The organism is Comamonas badia DSM 17552 (assembly GCF_000484635.1).
Lineage (GTDB): Bacteria > Pseudomonadota > Gammaproteobacteria > Burkholderiales > Burkholderiaceae_C > Comamonas_C > Comamonas_C badia.
This window is the reverse complement of the sequence record NZ_AXVM01000005.1, coordinates 332,874-351,848: the sequence shown is the minus strand read 5'-3', so window position 1 is coordinate 351,848 and position 18,975 is coordinate 332,874. Positions and strand designations below refer to the sequence as shown.

16 protein-coding genes and 2 tRNA genes are annotated in these 18,975 nt (G+C 63.9%); 8 read left to right on the top strand and 10 right to left on the bottom strand.

Going from position 1 to position 18,975, the window contains the following annotated elements:
* Positions 1 to 10: 10 nt before the first annotated feature.
* From K320_RS0112890 to K320_RS0112880, 3 genes are all read left to right on the top strand, one after another.
* Positions 11 to 1,162 (top strand): ABC transporter substrate-binding protein, encoded by a 1,152-nt coding sequence (locus tag K320_RS0112890; protein WP_024539254.1) that lies wholly within the window; start codon positions 11 to 13, stop codon positions 1,160 to 1,162.
* A 247-nt stretch (positions 1,163 to 1,409) separates the two neighbouring features.
* Positions 1,410 to 2,561 carry an ABC transporter substrate-binding protein gene (locus K320_RS0112885; protein ID WP_024539253.1) on the top strand — a complete coding sequence of 384 codons (1,152 nt, stop codon included), beginning with the start codon at positions 1,410 to 1,412 and terminating at the stop codon, positions 2,559 to 2,561.
* A gap of 44 nt (positions 2,562 to 2,605) precedes the next feature.
* Positions 2,606 to 3,436 carry a phytanoyl-CoA dioxygenase family protein gene (locus K320_RS0112880; protein ID WP_024539252.1) on the top strand — a complete coding sequence of 277 codons (831 nt, stop codon included), beginning with the start codon at positions 2,606 to 2,608 and terminating at the stop codon, positions 3,434 to 3,436.
* A 21-nt stretch (positions 3,437 to 3,457) separates the two neighbouring features.
* On the opposite strand, the gene K320_RS0112875 is transcribed toward K320_RS0112880, so the two are convergent.
* The 5 genes from K320_RS0112875 to K320_RS0112855 all read right to left on the bottom strand — a co-directional run bounded on the left by K320_RS0112875 (position 3,458) and on the right by K320_RS0112855 (position 7,580).
* Entirely contained in the window at positions 3,458 to 5,146 is a 1,689-nt protein-coding gene (locus K320_RS0112875) for a lysoplasmalogenase family protein (protein WP_051384914.1), read from the bottom strand.
* Between the two features lie 121 nt (positions 5,147 to 5,267).
* Positions 5,268 to 5,957 (bottom strand): PhaM family polyhydroxyalkanoate granule multifunctional regulatory protein, encoded by a 690-nt coding sequence (locus tag K320_RS0112870; RefSeq protein ID WP_024539250.1) that lies wholly within the window; start codon positions 5,955 to 5,957, stop codon positions 5,268 to 5,270.
* A 32-nt stretch (positions 5,958 to 5,989) separates the two neighbouring features.
* Complete coding sequence (locus tag K320_RS0112865) at positions 5,990 to 6,745, bottom strand: tyrosine-protein phosphatase (protein WP_024539249.1); 756 nt, start codon at positions 6,743 to 6,745, stop codon at positions 5,990 to 5,992.
* A 112-nt stretch (positions 6,746 to 6,857) separates the two neighbouring features.
* A tRNA-Arg gene (locus K320_RS0112860) sits at positions 6,858 to 6,933 on the bottom strand.
* A 17-nt stretch (positions 6,934 to 6,950) separates the two neighbouring features.
* Positions 6,951 to 7,580: a TetR family transcriptional regulator gene (locus K320_RS0112855; RefSeq protein ID WP_024539248.1), complete on the bottom strand. Its 630-nt coding sequence runs from the start codon at positions 7,578 to 7,580 to the stop codon at positions 6,951 to 6,953.
* Between the two features lie 168 nt (positions 7,581 to 7,748).
* Here K320_RS0112855 and K320_RS0112850 point away from each other — a divergent pair, with 168 nt between their 5' ends.
* The 4 genes from K320_RS0112850 (at position 7,749) to K320_RS0112835 (ending at position 14,266) form a co-directional block, all read left to right on the top strand.
* A complete protein-coding gene (locus K320_RS0112850; protein WP_024539247.1) occupies positions 7,749 to 9,008 on the top strand; it encodes an efflux RND transporter periplasmic adaptor subunit in 1,260 nt (419 codons plus the stop codon).
* Between the two features lie 18 nt (positions 9,009 to 9,026).
* Positions 9,027 to 12,173, top strand: a complete 3,147-nt coding sequence (locus K320_RS0112845) for an efflux RND transporter permease subunit (protein ID WP_024539246.1) — start codon at positions 9,027 to 9,029, stop codon at positions 12,171 to 12,173.
* Between the two features lie 23 nt (positions 12,174 to 12,196).
* Complete coding sequence (locus K320_RS0112840; protein ID WP_024539245.1) at positions 12,197 to 13,639, top strand: efflux transporter outer membrane subunit; 1,443 nt, start codon at positions 12,197 to 12,199, stop codon at positions 13,637 to 13,639.
* A gap of 99 nt (positions 13,640 to 13,738) precedes the next feature.
* Positions 13,739 to 14,266: a c-type cytochrome gene (locus K320_RS0112835; RefSeq protein ID WP_024539244.1), complete on the top strand. Its 528-nt coding sequence runs from the start codon at positions 13,739 to 13,741 to the stop codon at positions 14,264 to 14,266.
* Positions 14,267 to 14,302: 36 nt separating this feature from the next.
* On the opposite strand, the gene K320_RS0112830 is transcribed toward K320_RS0112835, so the two are convergent.
* Positions 14,303 to 14,836 carry a DUF2946 family protein gene (locus K320_RS0112830; RefSeq protein WP_024539243.1) on the bottom strand — a complete coding sequence of 178 codons (534 nt, stop codon included), beginning with the start codon at positions 14,834 to 14,836 and terminating at the stop codon, positions 14,303 to 14,305.
* 326 nt (positions 14,837 to 15,162) lie between these two features.
* On the opposite strand from K320_RS0112830, the gene K320_RS19540 reads away from it, so the two are divergent.
* Positions 15,163 to 15,303: a hypothetical protein gene (locus K320_RS19540; protein WP_245593881.1), complete on the top strand. Its 141-nt coding sequence runs from the start codon at positions 15,163 to 15,165 to the stop codon at positions 15,301 to 15,303.
* A 171-nt stretch (positions 15,304 to 15,474) separates the two neighbouring features.
* Here the strand turns inward: K320_RS19540 and K320_RS0112820 are convergent.
* The 4 genes from K320_RS0112820 to K320_RS0112805 form a co-directional block, all read right to left on the bottom strand.
* Positions 15,475 to 15,567: transfer RNA gene (locus K320_RS0112820), tRNA-Ser, on the bottom strand.
* Between the two features lie 59 nt (positions 15,568 to 15,626).
* Positions 15,627 to 16,886 carry an aspartate kinase gene (locus tag K320_RS0112815; protein ID WP_029696118.1) on the bottom strand — a complete coding sequence of 420 codons (1,260 nt, stop codon included), beginning with the start codon at positions 16,884 to 16,886 and terminating at the stop codon, positions 15,627 to 15,629.
* Between the two features lie 64 nt (positions 16,887 to 16,950).
* The gene (tilS, locus tag K320_RS0112810) at positions 16,951 to 17,910 is read right to left on the bottom strand and encodes a tRNA lysidine(34) synthetase TilS (protein WP_024539242.1); all 960 of its coding nucleotides are present in this window, start codon (positions 17,908 to 17,910) and stop codon (positions 16,951 to 16,953) included.
* A 38-nt stretch (positions 17,911 to 17,948) separates the two neighbouring features.
* Positions 17,949 to 18,926: an acetyl-CoA carboxylase carboxyltransferase subunit alpha gene (locus tag K320_RS0112805; protein ID WP_024539241.1), complete on the bottom strand. Its 978-nt coding sequence runs from the start codon at positions 18,924 to 18,926 to the stop codon at positions 17,949 to 17,951.
* Between the last annotated feature and the right edge of the window lie 49 nt (positions 18,927 to 18,975).

The window sequence follows — 18,975 nt, the reverse complement described above, 5'->3', positions numbered from 1 at the left end:
AGACACTTTCATGAAATTCCCCCTGATCGCACGGGTTGCGGCTCTGCTCCTGACCGGCGCAATGACGGCAGCACAGGCCGACGTCAATGTCGGCGTGACGCTCTCCTTGACCGGGCCAGGCGCCTCGCTGGGCATCCCCAGCCACAACGCGGTCAAACTGTTTCCCAGGGACATCAACGGCGAGAAGATCAACTACGTGGTGCTCGACGACGGTTCCGACCCATCGACCGCGCTGCGCAACCTGCAAAAACTCTCCGACGACAACCTCGCCGACGTGATCATCGGCTCCAGTATCACCCCTGCGACGCTGGCCATGGTCGATGCCGCCGGCGAACGCAAGCTGCCCCTGCTGAGCCTGGCGGCCAGCGCACGCATCGTGCTGCCGCAGGACGCCAGCCGGCACTGGGTCTTCAAGGCCATTTCCAACGAGAGCCTGGTGGCTGCCGTCACGGTCGACAACATGCTGGCCAACAAGGTCAAGACGCTGGGCTTCATCGGCTTCTCCGACCCCTATGGCGAATCCTGGCTCAATGAAATCAAGGCCGCCGCAGAACCCGCAGGCATCAGGATCGTGGCCGTCGAGCGCTATGCGCGCAACGACACCAGCGTGATCGGCCAGGCCGTCAAGCTGCTCTCGGCCAAGCCCGATGCCATCATGATCGCCGGCGCCGGCACCCCCGCCGCACTGCCGCAGAAAACCCTGGTCGAGCGCGGCTACAAGGGCCACATTTACCAGACCTACGGCATCGCCAACAACGACTTCCTCAAGGTCGCCGGCAAGGACGCGGAAGGCGCCGTGTTCGCGGCCGGTGGCGTGGTGGTGGCGGACCAGCTTGACCCATCCAACCCCACGCGCAAGATTGCGCTGAGCGAAATCCAAGCCTACGAAAACGCATACGGCAAGGGCTCGATGAATATCTTCGCCGCCAATACCATCGACACCAACCTGCTGCTGCGCAAGGCCTTGCCTGCCGCGCTGGCCAAGGCCAGGCCGGGGACGGTGGAATTTCGCAGCGCGCTGCGCGATGCGCTCGAACAGGTGCGCGACCTCGTGACCACGCAGGGCATCATCAACATGACGCCCGAAGACCATGTCGGCTATGACAAGCGCGCCGTCGTTGCCATTCAGGTGAAGAACGGGGCGTGGCTTTATGTGAAGTAAAAACCTCGGCTCGACACATGATGGAGGCGGTTTCATCGCCATCGGTCAAGCAACCATGCGACGTGAATGCCGTACCGATGCGCAAAATTCCGCCCGTTGCTTCAGCCATCAACGCCTTGCGGCGTTGACATGCCCGGCATTCATGTGCAAGATGATTCGTTCAAGATTTCAGCCAGCCCATTGATTCATGACAAGTATTTTCTTTGGCTGAGTTTTTGAAATTTTTGTTTTCAAACTGGAGATATTGATGCCGAAATTCAAAAAAATATTCCTTGGATGCATTGCCATCTTTACACTTGGAATTTCATATGCCGATGTCAACGTGGGTGTGATTCTTTCCTTGACGGGCCCCGCGGCTTCTCTTGGAATTCCCGCGCAACAGACCATAGAGATGTGGCCCACAACCATCGGCAACCAAAAACTCAACGTCACCGTGCTGGACGATGCTTCCGACCCGACGGCTGCGACACTGGCCGCACGAAAGCTCGTTACCAAGAACAACGTGGATATTTTGATCGGTCCATCCATCACCGCGACGGCACTTGCCGTGCTGGAGGTGGCGGGAGAAACAAAAACGCCCATGATCACGCTCTCGGGTGGGGGCGCCGTGATCAACCCTCAGGAAGGGCCCAAAAAATGGGCCTATAAATTGCCGCCCTCGGAAGAAATCCAGTTGAATGTCATTTTCAATCGCATGAAAAAGCGGGGAGAAAAGACGCTCACCATCATTGCGGCCAAAGACGGGTATGGCCAGGTTTTCATCGAAGAAGCCAACAAACTCGCACCCACCGTCGGCATTGACATCGTCAGTATCGAGCGTTTTGCCAGCAACGACACTTCGTTCGTCTCGCAGGCACTGAAAATCATGAGCAAGAAACCGGATGCGGTATTCATCGCAGCATCCGGCACACCCGCGGCGCTGCCTCAGCTGGAGCTGAAGAAAATTGGCTATGGCGGCACGCAATACCAAACCCAGGCGGTCGCCAACAACGATTACCTGCGCGTTGGCGGGAAATCGATCGAAGGCACTTTCATGTCGGTCTCTCCTATTCTGGTCGCGGAACAATTGCCGGAAAACAATATCGTCAAGCCGGTCGCGGTCAATTATGTTGAAAAAGTGAAGGCCAAGTATGGTATCGGCGCACTTTCCCTGTTCGGCGGCACCGCCTGGGATGCGCACCTGATACTCAACCACATCGTGCCTTTGGCAATGAAATCAGCCGCCCCGGGCACGCCGGAATTTCGCCTGGCATTGCGCGACACGCTGGAAAACGACATCAAGAATCTGGTCTTGGCGGAAGGCGTATACACGATGTCGCACACCAACCACAACGGTGCGGACGAGCGCAGCCAGGTACTGGTCGAAGTCAAAAACGGCAAGTGGAAGTTTGTCGACTGACATTGGCCGGATTTCGCTTCATATCTCACGACAAGGAGATTGACATGGAAAGATTATTGACGAAAGAAGAAATTTCGGCGTACGAGCGCGATGGAGTCATATGCGTCAGAAACATATTGACTCCAGAATGGATCGATAAAATGACCAGCGTCGTTGATGCGCAGTTGGCAGCACCAAGCCGCTGGGTCAATGATGCCAATCCCAACGCGAATCGCAATCGATTGTTTACAGATCGGTATCTGTGGCGGGAAAACCCGGAAATCCGGAACTTCGTGTTCGAATCCGGAATCGCCGCCATTGCCGGACAGGCGATGCGAAGCTCGGTGGCGCGGTTTTATTTCGATCACATGCTCGTCAAGGAGCCGGACACCACCGCGCCGACGCCATGGCACCAGGATGTGCCGTATTGGCCGTTCAAAGGCCGCCAGATCTGTTCGATCTGGGTGGCGCTGACCGATTCGACGGTGGAGCAAAGTGCGCTGGAATTCGTGCGTGGTTCACACGCCGATCGGCGCTACTACATGCCGGAACAATTCGGAAAACGCGACAACCATCCCAGCAGTTGGCAGCTCAAGGGCATCGAAGGCGAGCCCGTTCCGGCCATCGAAGAAGACAGAAGCGCCTATGACATCGTCGGCTGGGACATGAAAGCCGGGGACTGCGTGCTGTTTTCTGCCTGGGTCCTGCATGGTGCGCGCGGCAACAGTTCGTCAAAACACCGCCGAGCAGCCATTTCCACCCGCTGGCTGGGCGACGATGCGATCTGGTATCCCCACCCCGGATCCGACCCGACGGTCACGCAGGCGGATGTGACCGTCCAGCCAGGCGAGGCGGCCCACGACGACGACCGCTTCCCGATCGTCTGGAAAAAATGATGGGCGGCTGCCGGCGCCGTCCTACCGCCGGCGCGCGCCCCCGCGCAGCATGCCGACGACGATCAGCGTCTGCGCCGCGTAGTAGCTGGACAGCACCCCTGCCTGCGACCAGGGCAGCGGCTGCACGAAGCGGTTGATCGCCAGCAGCGAATCGCTGAGCATGAAGCAGCAGGCGCCGAGCGCCACCCACAGCGCAGGCCCATTGCGCAGCGTCAGCCAGCGTGCCCAGGCCTGCGCCGCCATCAGCGCAATCACCAGCACATAGGCGGCCACCGGCGCACGCAATTCCGGCGGCAGGCCGCCGTGCCAGAGCAAGGCATACATCCCGCCCCCCAGGCTCAGCGCCGCCAGCAGCGCCTGGCGGTGCGCGAACCACGGCGCATCGCGACGGAACAGCACGATGTAGCACAGGTGGGCCAGCAGAAAACTCACCAGCCCGGGAATGAAAAACCCCGGGAACATGAGGAAGACGTCCCCCGCGAGCGAGCCGAGCAGCGCCAGCAGCAGCCATGCGGACGAATACGAATGAAATCCGCCTTTAAGGCCTGATGGATAAGCGCGATAAGCTGCTGAGATGATAGCAAACACCATGGCTGCCGGCTTGGCGATGTGATGCCATTGAGCCAAGCCGAGTTCAGCGCTTGCCGTGGCCAGCGCACCGGCCTCGATCATCAGCGCCACGGCCATCGACAGCCGCCCCTGCATCACCGCTCCCAGCGCCCACTGGCACACGAGCAGCACGGCAAACCAGAGCAGGTTGTCGGCCAGCGGCGCACCGTCGGCATGCCAGAGGAAAACGCTGACGCCCGCCAGCAGCAGCACGAATTGCACACCCGCGAACCAGCGCTGGGCACGCGTCATCGCCGGGTCGAAGAGGGTCATCCGCGCCAAGTCGAAGGCCGGTTTGGGGAAGCGCTCCGCGACATCCGCCGGCCTCCAGCCCGGCGGCTTGAGCCAGACCAGCAGCTTGTCGCGCCAGCGCCGCGCATGCCAGCTGTCGCGCGCCAGTCCGGCATAAACCTGCAGATTGGCCCAGAGCGGATCCCAGCTGGCGAGCAGCCCGCGCGTGCCGTAGACGCAGGGCTCGCGATCGTCCTCCTCGACAAAGGTGCCGAAGAGCCTGTCCCAGACGATGAGGATGCCGCCGTAGTTCCTGTCGAGATAGCGGTCGTTGACTGCATGGTGGGCGCGGTGGTTGCTCGGGCTGCAGAACCAGCGGTCAAACCAGCCCAGGCGCCCTATCTGCTCTGTATGCACCCAGAACTGGTAGAGCAGATCGACGAGGCCGACGACGACGAACACCAGCGGCGGCACGCCAGCCAGCGCCATCGGCAGGTAAAACAGCCAGCCCAGCAGCGCGCCCGAGCTGGTCTGGCGCAGCGCGGTGGAAAGGTTGTAGTCCTGGCTTTGGTGGTGCACCGCGTGCGCCGCCCACAGCACCGCCACCTCGTGCCCCATGCGGTGCAGCCAGTAGTAGCAGAAGTCGTACAGCAGCAGCGCCAGCAGCCAGCCCGGTGCGCTCAGCCAGAACGCATCGTCGCGCCACAGCGCCAGCTGCTGCCACGCCAGCGTGTACAGCCCCACGCGCAGCAGCACGGTGAACACCGCGCTGGTCTGGCTCAGCATCCCCAGACTGATGCTGCTGACCGCGTCGGCCAGGCGAAACGCCACTCGCCCACGCGCACGGCCCACCATCCATTCCAGCGCCATCAACGCGAGGAATACCGGCGTGACGAGAACGATAATCTGGCTGCCCGACACAGTGTAAAAAAGGGCTCAAATCAGACTCTGACGCTTATCCAGAAAGCGCCTTTAGCTCCTGAAACAGGAATCACCTGGCGGGCTTGGTCTTGCGCGCCGGCGCCTTCTTTGCCGCAGCCTTGCCCTGTGAGCCCTGCGGTTTTTTCGCCGCTGCCGCCGGCGCCTTTGGCACCAGCGAAGACGCCATCTCCTCCGCTGCCTTGAGCGCGCCGGTGGTCATCTCGCGCGTGGCCTGCAAGGCTGCCTGCTGCGCGCCGGCGTCGGTCATGGCCTTGGCGGCGATCTGCTGGAATTGCTGCGTGAGCGCGCCCCACCACTGCAGCGGATCGATCGCCGGCGCGGCCGCGGATTCCCGCGGCTGGGCGGCCTCCTGCGCCGGCGCTTCTGCAGCCGGGGCGGGCGCGGGCGCCTTGGCCTTGGGCGCGGCAGCGGGGGCTGTTGCATCTGCCGCCTTGAATGCCCCGCCCGCGAGGTCCTTCATCGCCACATTCATGCCCTGCAGCGTGGCCAGGGTCATGCGCTGCACCTCCAGCGCCTGGATGGTGGCAGCCAGCGCGCGGGCGTTCTGCTCCAGCCAGAACTGCACCGTCTTGAGCTCACGGATGCGCTGGTCGATTTCTTCCACGCTCATCGTCGGTGCCACCCAGTTGGCCATGGGCGGCATGGCGGGCATGCCGGCCGCCGCACCTTCGGTGAGCTTCTGCAAAAAGTCAAAGCCCGGGACGAAGCGCCCGAAGCCGAAGGGGGAAGAATCGCTCATGTTCGCTCCTCGCGGTGGATGAAGGCGCCAGCTTAGCGCGGCGGCGCCTCGAGGTACAGCGCCGCGAGCCGCGCGCGTGCGGCATCGCTCAAACCCAGACGGCCCTGAAGATAGCCTTGCAGTCCACCCGAGCCCTGGTCGACCGCGGCGAGCGCCGATTGCAGATACTCGGCGCGCACGCCCCAGATCACTTCGTGCACGGCGCGCGTGGTGTCATCCTGCGCGGGCGGCGGCGGACGGCGGTAGAGGCGATTGGTGAGCAGATAGTCCTGCATCACCTGTTCGCGCCCCACCCCCAGGGCCAGCAGCAGCAGCGCAGCCGCAAACCCCGTGCGGTCCTTGCCCGCGGTGCAGTGAAAGACCAGCGGCGCGTCGTCCTGCAACAGTTGTTCGAAAAACTGCGCGAACTGCGGGGCATCGTCGGCGACGAACCCCAGGTAGGTTTCTCGCATGAGCCGATCGGCCAGCGCCACGCCGAAGCGCTCGCCGCGCGCCGCCAGCTCGCGGTAGCGGCGCACCACCGTGGGCTCTATCGGCAGGGGGAGCTGGCGCACCCGTGGCAGGGCATAAGGCTGCGCGGAGCGCTCTTCCTGGCCGCGGAAATCGATCGTTCGGGCCAGCCCCAGCCGAGCCAGTGCCTGCGCATCCGCCTGCGTCAGGGCAGACAGCTGGTCCGAGCGGAACAGCCGGCGCCAGCGCACCCGCATGCCGTTGCCGGCCGCATAGCCCCCCAGGTCGCGAAAATTGCTGGCCCCTTCCAGCGGCAAGGCGCGCATTGCATCATCCATGCCGCAACTGTATGCGATGGCGACGCCGGCCCATGCGCTCACGCGCGGGCGATCCATTCATGGCGATCGGGGGCTGCCTCCGCTGCGCAGGGGATGTGGCAGCAAGGCAGGATGGTGCGGCTGGCGGGGATCGAACCCACGACCCTTGGCTTCGGAGGCCAATACTCTATCCACTGAGCTACAGCCGCACAAAAGAAGCTTCAAATTATCGCATGCCACCCTGCAGGCGATAGCCAAGCCCGCGCAGATAGGCGCCTACCGCACCCGCACCAACCTGCTCCAGGTCAAACGGCGTGCCGCCCAGAATCCAGGCCTGCAGCAAGCCCTCGAACAGGGCTTGCAGTCCGAGCGCGGCATCGGCGGCGGGCAGCGGCAATGACAGGCACTGCTGCTGCCCCGCCAGTGCGAGGTCGCGCGTGAGCTTGGAGTGAAAGCGCTGCAGCGCAGCCTGGTGTCGCTCGCGCACGCCGCTCAATTCCTCGACATACTCCACCCGGTACAAGGCAATCTCGAAAACCCGGCGGGCATGGGTGTCCTGCACCGCCGTCTGCAGCAGGCGCTGTACGGCGTTCTGAACACGATCAAGCGGATTTCCGGCAAGCTCCGCGTCGCGGTACGCGGCCTCCAGCGGCAAGGCGACGCGGTCCATCATCGCATTGAACAGATCCACCTTGTCCTTGAAATGCCAGTAGATCGCGCCGCGCGTGGCGCCGGCAGCCTGGGCAATCTCCGCCAGCGAGGCGCGGCCCACGCCTTTTTTGTGGAAGACATCCTCCGCCGCATCCAGCAGCGCCTGCCGGGTTGCGTCCGCGCCTTCCTTGGTACGCCTTGCCATCTGAAAGAATTCTTGAAAAAAGGGACAATCCGCGATTGTCCGAATCCGTGGATTATACATTCATCAATGTATGTATAATTCCCGGCTCCGCATTTGTGCGCCCAATGCGCGCTGTGCCCAAACATCTGGGCTGGCGCTGGTCAGCGCACCGCCCAGCAAAGGAATTTCATGTTGCGACTGCCTTCCTCGGCCCGTCCTGCCTCCCGTTTGCGCTCGCGCGCGCTGGTTCTCCCGCTGGCCCTTGCGGGCGCACTGGCGCTCAGTGCCTGCGGCCAGTCTGGCGCGCAACCGGCCGGGGGTGGCACGCCGCCTCCGCCCCAAGTCGGGGTGGTCACCGTGCAGCCCGGCAACGTGGGTCTGGTGACGGAGCTGCCCGGGCGTCTGGAGGCCTCGCGCATAGCCGAGGTGCGCGCGCGCGCCGCAGGCATCCTGCAAAAGCGGGTGTTCACCGAAGGGAGTGACGTCAAATCCGGGCAGAAGCTGTTTCTGATCGACGACGCGCCTTATCGCGCCGCCGTCGCGCAGGCACAGGCCAGCCTCGCGCAGGCACAGGCCAGCCTCGCGCAAAGCCGTGCGCTCGCCGATCGCTATGCGCCGCTGGTGGCCCAGAACGCCGTCAGCAGGCAGGATTACGACAACGCCATCGCCGCCCAGCGCGCCGGCGAGGCCAACGTGGCCGCCGCCAAGGCAGCGTTGACGGTGGCGCAGATCAACCTGGGCTACGCGACGGTGACCGCGCCGATCGGCGGGCGCATCGGCCGCGCGCTCGTCACAGAGGGCGCCCTGGTCGGCCAAGGCACGCCGACGCAACTGGCGCTGATCCAGCAGATCAACCCGCTCTATGTGAATTTCACGCAGTCCGCGGCCGACGCGCTCAAGCTGCGCGCGCAAATGGCCAGCGGCAAGATCCAGTCCGCCGGGGCCAACGCGGCCAAGGTCAGCGTGATCCTGGAGGATGGCAGCACCTACACGCACATGGGCAAGCTGCTGTTCACCGACTTGTCCGTCGATCCCACCAGCGGGCAGGTGACGCTGCGCGCCGAAGTCCCCAACCCCGAGCACGCGCTGCTGCCCGGCCTGTACGTGCGCGTGCGCCTGGAACAAGCGCAGGCAGACAACGCGGTGCTGCTGCCGCAGCAGGCGGTGACACGCTCACCCGCCGGCGATACGGTGATGGTGATAGGCGAAGGCGACAAGCTCACGCCGCGCCCTGTCAAGCTCGGCCCAAGCCAGGGCGACAGCTGGGTGGTGCTGGATGGTCTGAAGGCAGGTGAACAGGTGATGGTGGATGGCTTCCAGAAGCTGCCACGCGTCAAGCCGGGCGATCCGATCATCGTGCAACCCGTGCCATGGACGGCGCTGGGTGCCGCCCCCGCCAAGGCGCCCGCGGCACCAGGCAAGGACGCGGCTGCCGCGGCCAAGTCCTGATCGCCGGGAGCACGGCACATGGCCAAATTTTTCATTGAACGGCCCATCTTTGCGTGGGTCATCGCCATCTTCATCATGGTGGCGGGCGCGGTCTCGATCACCAAGCTGCCCATCGCCCAATACCCGGCGGTGGCGCCACCGACGATTCAGGTCTCGGTCGTCTACCCGGGTGCGACGGCACAGGTGCTGGAAGATTCCGTGCTCGCCGTGATCGAGCGCGAGATGAACGGCGCCACCGGCCTCGTGTACATGGAGACGACCAGTCAGGCCAATGGCACCGGCACACTGGTGCTGAGTTTCGAAACCGGCACCAACCCCGACCTGGCGCAGGTGGACGTGCAGAACCGCCTCTCGCGCGCCACGCCGCGCTTGCCGGCGGCAGTGGTGCAGCAGGGCGTGCGGGTGGAAAAATCGCGCTCCAACTTCCTGCTGTTTTCCATGCTGACGACCGAGACCCAGGACGTCACCATCGATGCGCTCAATGACTACGCCGCACGCAACATCGTGCCCGAGCTGCAGCGCCTGCGCGGCGTGGGCACGGTCACGCAGTTCGGCGCCGAACGCGCAATGCGCATCTGGATCGATCCGGCCAAACTCAAGGGCTTCAATCTCTCGCTCGACCAGGTGAACGCCGCCATCCGTGCGCAGAACGTGCAGATTTCCGCCGGCAACCTGGGTGACCTGCCCAGCACGCCGGACCAGACCACCACGGCCACCATCGTCGTGCAAGGGCAGCTCACCACCCCCGAGCAGTTTGGGGCCATCGTGCTGCGCGCCAACACCGACGGCTCCAGCGTTCGCCTCAAGGACGTGGCGCGCGTGGAGCTCGGCGCGCAAAGTTACAGCAGCGGCGCCCGCCTGGATGGCGCGAAAGCCGTGGGCATGGGCGTGCAGCTCACCCCGACCGCCAATGCGCTGGAGACCGCCAAGCTGGTCAAGGACAAGCTCGATGAGCTCCAGCAGTTTTTCCCGCAAGGCGTGAAATACACCATTCCCTACGACACCTCGGTGTTCATCTCGGTCTCGATCCAGAAGGTGGTCGAAACCCTGCTCGAGGCGGTGGCGCTGGTGTTTCTGGTGATGTTCCTGTTCCTGCAGAATTTCCGCTACACCATCATCCCGACCATCGTGGTTCCCGTGGCCCTGCTGGGCACCTTCTCGGTGCTGATGGCCCTGGGCTTCTCGATCAACGTGCTGACCATGTTCGGCATGGTGCTGGTGATCGGCATCGTGGTGGACGACGCCATCGTGGTGGTGGAGAACGTCGAGCGCATCATGGCCGAGGAAGGTCTCACGCCACTGCAGGCCACGCGCAAGGGCATGTCGCAGATCTCGGGCGCCATCATCGGCGTGACCGTGGTGCTGATCTCGGTGTTCGTGCCGCTGGCATTCTTCCCAGGCTCGACGGGCAACATCTACCGCCAGTTCGCCGCGACCATGGGCACGTCCATCGCATTCTCGGCCTTCCTGGCGCTCTCGCTCACGCCGGCGCTGTGCGGCACGCTGCTCAAGCCCATGGCCGAGGGGCACACCGAAAAACGCGGCTTCTTCGGGGCCTTCAACCGCGGCTTCAAGCGCACCACCCATCGTTATGAATCCGGCCTCTCGCGCCTGCTGCACCGCGGCGGGCGCATGCTGGTGGTCTACGCGGCACTGATCGCCGTGGTGGCGCTGATCTACACCAAGCTGCCCACCTCCTTTCTGCCCAACGAAGACCAGGGCAATCTGATCACCAACGTGCAACTGCCGCCGGGAGCGTCGCTCGCCCGTACCGAGGTAGCGCTCAAGGCGGTGGAGAAATACTTCCTCGCGCAGCCCGAAGTGGAGCACATCGTGACGGTGGCCGGATTCTCGTTCTCCGGCCAGGGACAGAACGCGGGCCTGGCCTTCGTCACGCTCAAGCCGTGGGATGAGCGCAAAGGCGCGCAGCACGACGCCAGCGCCATCGCCAACCGTGCCACGATGGCGCTGCATGGCTTTCGCGACGCCTTCCTGTTCGCGATCAACCCGCCGCCGATCCCGGAATTGGGCAACGCCGCAGGCTTCACCTTCCGCCTGCAGGACCGCGGCGGCAAGGGGCATGACGCGCTGGTTGCCGCGCGCAACCAGTTGCTGGGCATGGCGGCACAAAGCAAGGTGCTGGCCGGGGTGCGGCCAGATGGCATCGAAGACGCGCCGCAGATGCAGATCGACATCGACCGCGACAAGGCGGCGGCGCTGGGGGTGGGCTTTGACAGCATCAACGCAGCCCTCTCGACCGCGCTCGGTTCCGCCTACGTCAACGACTTCCCGAGCCAGGGCCGGTTGCAGCGCGTGGTCGTCCAGGCCGACAGCGAGGCGCGCATGCAGCCCGAGGCGGTGCTGGATCTGCCGGTACTGAACAACAAGGGACAGGTGGTGCCACTCAACACGTTTGCCAGCACACGCTGGATCACCGGCGCGATGCAAACCGTGCGCTACAACGGCTATCCGGCCATGAAGATTGCCGGCGGCCCGGCGCCCGGCCTGAGCACTGGCGAGGCCATGGCCGAGATGGAGCGCATCGCCGCCAGCTTGCCCGAGGGCTTCGGCTACGAATGGACCGGGCAGTCGCGCGAGGAAAAACTCGCCGGTGGCCAGGCGATGATCCTCTACGCCTTCTCGCTGCTGGCGGTGTTCCTGGCACTCTCCGCCCTGTACGAGAGCTGGGCGATTCCATTCGCGGTGCTGCTGGTGGTGCCGCTGGGCGTGCTCGGCGTGCTGCTGGCCACCCTGTTCAGAGGGCTGGCCAACGACGTGTATTTCCAGATCGGCCTCGTGACCATCATCGGCCTGTCGGCGAAAAACGCCATCCTGATCATCGAATTCGCCAAGGATCTGCATGCTTCGGGCAAGAGCGTGTTCGAGGCCGCACTGGCAGCGGCGCACCTGCGCTTTCGCCCCATCGTGATGACCTCGCTCGCGTTCACCCTCGGCGTGATGCCGCTGTTCCTGGCCACCGGCGCAAGCTCCGCCAGCCAGCGTGCCATCGGCACCGGCGTGGTCGGCGGCATGATCACGAGCACCTTGCTGGCCGTCCTGTTCGTACCCACCTTCTTCGTACTGGTCCGCAGCTTCTTCAAGGGCAGCAAGCGCCAGCAGGAGCATGATGCCGAGCAGGCCCACCAGCACGGCAACGACCATTGACCACTGACATCGAGCCTCCCATGATGCAAACCACACACTCGCCGCGTACGCTGGGCGCTGCCCTGGCGGCGCTGATGCTTGCCGGCTGCAGCTTCATCCCCGCTTACGAGCGCCCCTCGGCGCCAGTGCCGACCAGCTACCCTGCCACCGTGCCGACAGATACAGCTGGCGCGAAACCGGCAGCAGACATTCGCTGGCAGGACTACTTCACTGATCCGCGGCTGCAATCGCTGATCCAGCTGGCACTGGAAAACAACCGCGACCAACGCGTCGCCGTGCTGCGCGTGGAACAGGCGCGCGCACAGTTCGATATCCAGCGCGCAAACGAGTACCCCACGCTCAGCGGCATTGGCAACTTCACCCGCCAGCCCAGCACCACCACCGGGAAATACGGCTCGGTCTGGCAGGTGGGCGCCGGCATCACCAGCTGGGAGATCGACTTTTTCGGCCGGGTCGCCGCACTCAAGGAACAGGCGCTGGCCCAATACCTTTCCACCGACGAGGCGCGCAAATCAGGGCAGATCAGCCTGGTGTCCGCGGTGGCTTCCGGTTGGCTGGCGCTGATGTCCGACGAAGAGCTGCTTGACCTCTCGCGCCGCACGCTGCAGACGCGCGAAGAGTCGGTCAAGCTCACGCAGTTGCGGCTGGATAACGGCGTCAGCTCTGAACTCGATCTACGGCAAGCGGAAAGCCTTGCGCAGCAAGCGCGTGCCACGCTGGCCCAGCAGGAACGCCAGCGCATGCAGGATGAAAACGCGCTGGTGCTCCTTGTCGGCCAACCATTGCCCGATGAAGTGCGCGCCAGCCTTGCGGCTTCGCGCCTCGCCAAGGCTGCGCCCATGCAGCCCCTGCCCGCCGGCCTGCCGTCGGATTTGCTGCAGCACCGTCCGGACATCTCGGCCGCGGAGCAGCAGTTGATCAGCGCCAACGCCAACATCGGTGCCGCACGCGCAGCATTCTTTCCACGCATTTCACTGACGGCGCAGCTGGGCACGGTGAGTACCGAGCTGTCGGGCTTGTTCAAAAGCGGCTCCTGGGCTTTCTCCTTCGCACCGCAGGCAGTTGTGCCGATCTTCGATGCCGGACGCAACCAGGCGAACCTGGCAGCCGCTCAGGTCGGGCGCGATATCGCCGTGGCCCAGTATGAAAAATCAATACAGACTGCGTTCCGTGAAGTGGCTGACGCCTTGGCTGGCCGCGCAACGCTGCAAAAACAACTCGATGCGCAGCAGGCACAAGCCAAATCCGATACCCGCCGCTTTGAACTTTCCGACCTTCGCTATCGCAATGGCGTAGCCAGCTATCTGGATCTTCTCGATGCACAACGCTCGCTGTTCGCGTCCGAGCAGGCCTTGGTCCTCACGCGATTGCAGCAACTGCAAAATCAGGTGGCGCTCTACAAGGTACTGGGGGGCGGCTGGAACGCAGCACCCGATGACCAGGTGGCTGCGAACGCCCGCCGATAGCCGGGACCAGTCTCCGATTTGTGTCCAGATACGAATGGACACTCCTATAATCGGGCAAGCCGCTGCACGCGCGGCACATCTGTATTCATCGAGAACACCATGAGCCAGGAACACGAAGAGACAAACCACGGATTGATCAAGACACCCATGCAGACCTTGGTCGCGGCCGGGCTGGGTTTCGCTGCACCCGTATTCATAATCATGGGGCTGGTGAGTTTTTATTCGTCCGGTACAAAGACCGGTGTGGGCGCCATTCCGACACCGCAAGCCTTGGAGCAGCGCATTCAGAAGGTTGGTGAATCCGAAGTGGGCGACCCTGCGAAGATTGCAGCAGCGGCGGCGGCCACACCGGTGGCAGCCGCCGCTGCGCCTGCAGCCGCGCCCGCCGCAGATGCCGGCAAGAAAATCTACGACACCACCTGCGTTGCCTGCCACGGTACCGGCGTGGCCAATGCGCCCAAATTCGGCGACAAGGAAGCCTGGGCACCGCGCTTGGCGGCTGGATTCGATGAAGTGCTCAAGATTGCCACCCAGGGCAAGGGAGGAATGCCTCCCAAAGGCGGATCCAGCGCCTCAGATGCCGACTTCAAGGCGGCGGTCGAATACCTGGTCAACTCCGCCAAATAGGTCCATCAGGGCCCCCTCCGCAACCCTCGGAGGCGTCTACCGTTGAACCGGGTCGTAGGCTGGTGACACGACATATCCAAACCGCGCTGGAAGGGTTTGCGCAACAACATCCTCTGGCGCTGCCAGCCTGCCTTGCTCCAGCAATGCAGCTACCGTGGGGACATCGAGGCTGTGCACAATGCCCAGCCCTATAGCAGTGGCGATGTACACCCGGCCCTGCTCATCCAGCAATATCTGCTCAGCAGTTGCTGGTTGATCCGTATGTGACCGAATCTCGCCATCAGCGCTGATGCGCCACACCCAGGGCGTGGCCTCAAGCTCAACAAAGACCTGCTGCGGGCCATTCTGGAAGAACCAGCGCCCCCTCTCGTCCGCCAGATAGTTGCGCCCGATGAACGCAAGAAGCTTGACGTGGCGCAGCCAGTCTCCCTTCGAGACGCGAAAGCTTCCCTTGGCCTGTGTTGCCGCATCCCGCAGATACCACCGGCCGCGCGCATCCAACCCGAGCCAGCCAAAGCACGCAGGAACCCGAGGCCACTTCGCAATGGCTTGTCTGACGATTGCATCCATTACGGCATTGTGGCACCCGAAAAAAGGCCCGCTGATGCGCAATGCCAGTTCGTTAAGTCCTGACTGGCATTTTCTTTCGTGGGTACTTGCTGCGTATGGAACGCTTGACTTCACGAGGAAAGCTGCGCCCCTGCCTGCGTGGCGCAAGCACGAAGTGCCGGACCCCATCCATCAGCCCTGGCAACAACTGGGGTACGCCAGGCTGCCACGCGGTTTTCTGATCCCGACGCCAGTCGGCGACTACAACCCGACCGGGCCATCAGCTTCAGGGAAGGCCCGGTCAGGCACATCTGCTTCGTCGCGAAAACCAAGGGAACGATGCCTCGATGGATCTGCGCAAGATCGAGGAGACCAAGATCAAGTGCGCCCGCAAGTCCTTCGATGAGATGAACCGCCGCTTTGCGCCGGAGAACGCCAAGTACGACGTGGTGGACGGCTTTGGGAAATTGATGAAGGCGGTGAAGTGAAGCGCCTTTTCGTCACCAAAGACTGTTTGCAAGGTCAGCACACCTGCGCACGTGTCCAGACATTTCCAGCAAGCGCCTACTGCAGCCGGGACGACATGGCATACCTAATGGCATGCTGGCTCAATACAAAAAGAAAAACCCCAAATGAATCAATCACTTAGGCTTTATCCTTGGCGGAGACGAAGGGATTCGAACCCTTGATGAGGCTCAACACCCCATACTCCCTTAGCAGGGGAGCACCTTCGGCCACTCGGTCACGTCTCCAGGAACCCGCGATTATGCCTGAGTTCGCGGGCCAATCCGTCACAATTTCAGGCGGATCGTCACTGGTCAAGCCCAAACGCCTTGTGCAGGGCGCGCACGGCGAGTTCGACGTATTTTTCGTCGATCACGACCGAGGTCTTGATCTCGCTGGTGGAGATCATCTTGATGTTGATGCCTTCTTCGCTCAGCGTGCGGAACATGGTGCTGGCCACGCCCACCTGGCTGCGCATGCCGATGCCGACGATGCTGACCTTGGCGATGTGCGCATCGCTCACGAGCTGGTCGGTGCCCAGCTGCGGCAGCACCTTCTCGCGCAGCAGCGCGCTGGCGCGCTCCAGGTCACCGCGCGGCACGGTGAAGCTGAAATCGGTGATGCCGTCCTTGCTCAGGTTCTGGATGATCACGTCCACATCGATCCTGGCGTCGGCCACGGCGCCGAGGATCTGGTAGGCGATGCCGGGCTTGTCGGGCACGCCGAGCACGGAAATCTTGGCCTCATCGCGCGAGAAGGCGATGCCGGAGACGATGGCTTTTTCCATTTGTTCATCTTCCTCAAGGGTGATCAGGGTGCCGGATGCGGCCTCTTCGTTGATGGCGATATCCCAGGGCGTGAAGCTGGAGAGCACACGCAGCGGCACCTTGTACTTGCCGGCGAATTCGACCGAGCGAATCTGCAGCACCTTGCTGCCCAGGCTGGCCATTTCCAGCATTTCCTCGAAGCTCAGCGTCTTCAGGCGTTTGGCTTCCGGCACGACGCGCGGGTCAGTGGTGTAGACCCCGTCCACATCGGTGTAGATCAGGCATTCGTGCGCCTTGACGGCGGCGGCGATGGCGACGGCGGAGGTGTCCGAACCGCCGCGGCCCAGCGTGGTGATGTTGTTGCCCGCGTCTATGCCCTGAAAGCCGGTGACGATGACCACCTTGCCGGCATCGAGCTCGGCGCGGATGTGCTTGTCGTCGATCGATTCGATGCGCGCCTTGGTGTAGCTGCTGTCGGTGCGCACCGGTACCTGCCAGCCGGTGAAGCTCACGGCCTGCTGGCCCTCGCTCTGCAGCGCGATGGCCAGCATGGCGGACGATGCCTGCTCGCCGGTGGCGGCGAGCTGGTCGAGTTCGCGGTGGTAGGCGTCGCTGGCACGCCCGGGGGCGAGCTCCTTGGCCAGGCCGAGCAGGCGGTTGGTTTCGCCGCTCATGGCGCTGGGCACGACCACCACCTGGTGGCCTGCCCGCACCCATTTGGCGACGCGCCGCGCGACATTGCGTATGCGCTCGGTGGAGCCCATCGAGGTGCCACCGTATTTGTGAACGTACAAGGCCATGAGAGTGTGCGTGGTGCGGCGCCAGATGCTCGGAATACCCGGCTTGGCGGCGCCTGGGGTGAATTCAGGACAGCCGGAAATTGTACCAATGCAGCAGCGCGCCTTCGCGCCGCACAAAGCCGCCGCCGACCTTGAGATCGATGCGGTGTCCGCGCGTGGTGCACGCCGCGATCTGCACCAGCAGCGCCTGCAACTGGGCTGCGGTGGGCGTGGTGGCATGGTGCTGGCGCAGCCAGTGGCGCAGCACATTGGCCTGACGCGCTGCGCTCAGCCCCCGCAGCGCCGCAAGGGCGGGCGGCACGCCCACGGCCGTCAGGTCTTCCTCGGCCAGCTCCTGCAGCAGTTGCGCGGCCTGGGCCGCGTGGCGGCTGGAGCGCGCAAAGGTATCGCGAAATTGCGGGAACACCTGCTCCAGCATGGGCAGCAGCCGGTGGCGGATGCGGTTGCGCGTGTAGCGCTCGTCCTGGTTGCTCGGGTCTTCGGTCCAGCCCACGCCCTGCGCCTGCAGCCATGCGCGGATGTCGGCGCCCGCCACGGCGAGCAGGGGACGGTGGAAGGTGATCCCGCCCTGCTGCCAGCGCGCCGGCATCGCTGCCAGCCCGGCGACACCCGCGCCACGCGACAGTGCCAGCAGCAGGGTTTCCGCCTGATCGTCGGCATGCTGGGCCAGTGCAATATTTTTGATAGCTGATAGCGATTGACTGGCCTGCGCCAGATCCTCAAAAGCCTTGTACCTTGCACGCCGAGCTGCGTCCTCCGGGCTCTCGCCTTGCGCGTGGCGTGCATCGACATGGGCCACCTGCAGCGGCACGCGCAACCCGGCGCACAGCTGCTCGCAGTGGCGCACGAAGCCATCGGCCGCCGCCTGCAGCCCATGGTGGACATGCAAGGCCCGTACCTGCCCCGGCCAGCGGCGTGCGCAGGCGACGAGCAAGGCGGTGGAATCGGCCCCGCCGCTCAGGGCCACGGCCAGCGGCAGGCCGGGCGAAAACGCGGCAATGGCTGCATCAAAGAGTTGCGTCATGCCGCTGGCACCAGGCCATTCAGTCCGCGGCCGCCGAATCAGTGCGCGTCGGCCTTGGTGTCGGTAAAGCGCCCATAGCTGCGCAGGCGCTCGTAGCGGCGCTCGAGCAGTTCCTTCACCTTGAGATCGGCCACCTGGCGCCAGGCGTCGCCCAGCGCGCGCTTCAAGCTGGCGGCCATCTGCTTGTGGTCGCGATGCGCGCCGCCCACGGGTTCGTTGACGATCTTGTCCACCACGCCCAGCGCCTTGAGCCGGTGCGCGGTGATGCCCATGGCCTCGGCGGCGTCCTGCGCCTTGTCGCTGGTCTTCCAGAGGATGGAGGCGCAGCCCTCGGGGCTGATGACCGAGTAGATCGAGTATTGCAGCATGATGAGCTGATCGGCCACGCTGATGGCCAGCGCGCCGCCCGAGCCGCCCTCGCCGATCACGCTGGTGATGATGGGCACTTCCAGCTGCGCCATCTCGAAGATGTTGCGCCCTATGGCTTCGGACTGGCCGCGCTCCTCGGCATCGATGCCCGGGAAGGCGCCCGGCGTATCGACGAAGGTGAACACCGGCAGCTTGAATTTTTCCGCCGTCTTCATGAGGCGCAGTGCCTTGCGGTAGCCCTCGGGGCGCGTCATGCCGAAGTTGCGCGCGGCGCGCTCCTTGGTGCTGCGCCCCTTCTGGTGGCCCAGGACCATGCAGGCGTTGCCGTTGAAGCGCGCCAGGCCGCCGACGATGGATTGGTCATCGGCGAAGTGCCGGTCGCCGTGCATTTCGATGAAGTCCGTGAAGATTTCGTTCACGTAGTCCATCGTGTAGGGCCTGTCCGGGTGGCGCGCGATCTTGGTGATCTGCCACGGTGTCAGGCTGCTGTAGATGTCCTTGGTGAGCTGCTGGCTCTTTTTCGTGAGCTGGCCGATTTCTTCGGAAATATCGACCGCGCTTTCGTTGTGCACGTAGCGCAGTTCCTCGATTTTGGTTTCAAGCTCCGCAATCGGCTGCTCGAAATCCAGGAAGGTTTTTTTTGCCAAGTTGTTCTCTCCTCGGGCGCCGGCACGTGGGGCGCGCCCGCCGCGGACC

What these genes read in the sequence shown, in the direction of transcription:
- K320_RS0112890 (WP_024539254.1), top strand. Translation starts at nt 11, where the DNA reads ATGAAATTCCCCCTGATCGCACGGGTTGCGGCTCTGCTCCTGACCGGC.
- K320_RS0112885 (WP_024539253.1), top strand. Translation starts at nt 1,410, where the DNA reads ATGCCGAAATTCAAAAAAATATTCCTTGGATGCATTGCCATCTTTACA.
- K320_RS0112880 (WP_024539252.1), top strand. Translation starts at nt 2,606, where the DNA reads ATGGAAAGATTATTGACGAAAGAAGAAATTTCGGCGTACGAGCGCGAT.
- K320_RS0112875 (WP_051384914.1), bottom strand. Translation starts at nt 5,146, where the DNA reads ATGGCGCTGGAATGGATGGTGGGCCGTGCGCGTGGGCGAGTGGCGTTT.
- K320_RS0112870 (WP_024539250.1), bottom strand. Translation starts at nt 5,957, where the DNA reads ATGAGCGATTCTTCCCCCTTCGGCTTCGGGCGCTTCGTCCCGGGCTTT.
- K320_RS0112865 (WP_024539249.1), bottom strand. Translation starts at nt 6,745, where the DNA reads ATGGATGATGCAATGCGCGCCTTGCCGCTGGAAGGGGCCAGCAATTTT.
- K320_RS0112855 (WP_024539248.1), bottom strand. Translation starts at nt 7,580, where the DNA reads ATGGCAAGGCGTACCAAGGAAGGCGCGGACGCAACCCGGCAGGCGCTG.
- K320_RS0112850 (WP_024539247.1), top strand. Translation starts at nt 7,749, where the DNA reads ATGTTGCGACTGCCTTCCTCGGCCCGTCCTGCCTCCCGTTTGCGCTCG.
- K320_RS0112845 (WP_024539246.1), top strand. Translation starts at nt 9,027, where the DNA reads ATGGCCAAATTTTTCATTGAACGGCCCATCTTTGCGTGGGTCATCGCC.
- K320_RS0112840 (WP_024539245.1), top strand. Translation starts at nt 12,197, where the DNA reads ATGCAAACCACACACTCGCCGCGTACGCTGGGCGCTGCCCTGGCGGCG.
- K320_RS0112835 (WP_024539244.1), top strand. Translation starts at nt 13,739, where the DNA reads ATGAGCCAGGAACACGAAGAGACAAACCACGGATTGATCAAGACACCC.
- K320_RS0112830 (WP_024539243.1), bottom strand. Translation starts at nt 14,836, where the DNA reads ATGGATGCAATCGTCAGACAAGCCATTGCGAAGTGGCCTCGGGTTCCT.
- K320_RS19540 (WP_245593881.1), top strand. Translation starts at nt 15,163, where the DNA reads ATGGATCTGCGCAAGATCGAGGAGACCAAGATCAAGTGCGCCCGCAAG.
- K320_RS0112815 (WP_029696118.1), bottom strand. Translation starts at nt 16,886, where the DNA reads ATGGCCTTGTACGTTCACAAATACGGTGGCACCTCGATGGGCTCCACC.
- tilS (WP_024539242.1), bottom strand. Translation starts at nt 17,910, where the DNA reads ATGACGCAACTCTTTGATGCAGCCATTGCCGCGTTTTCGCCCGGCCTG.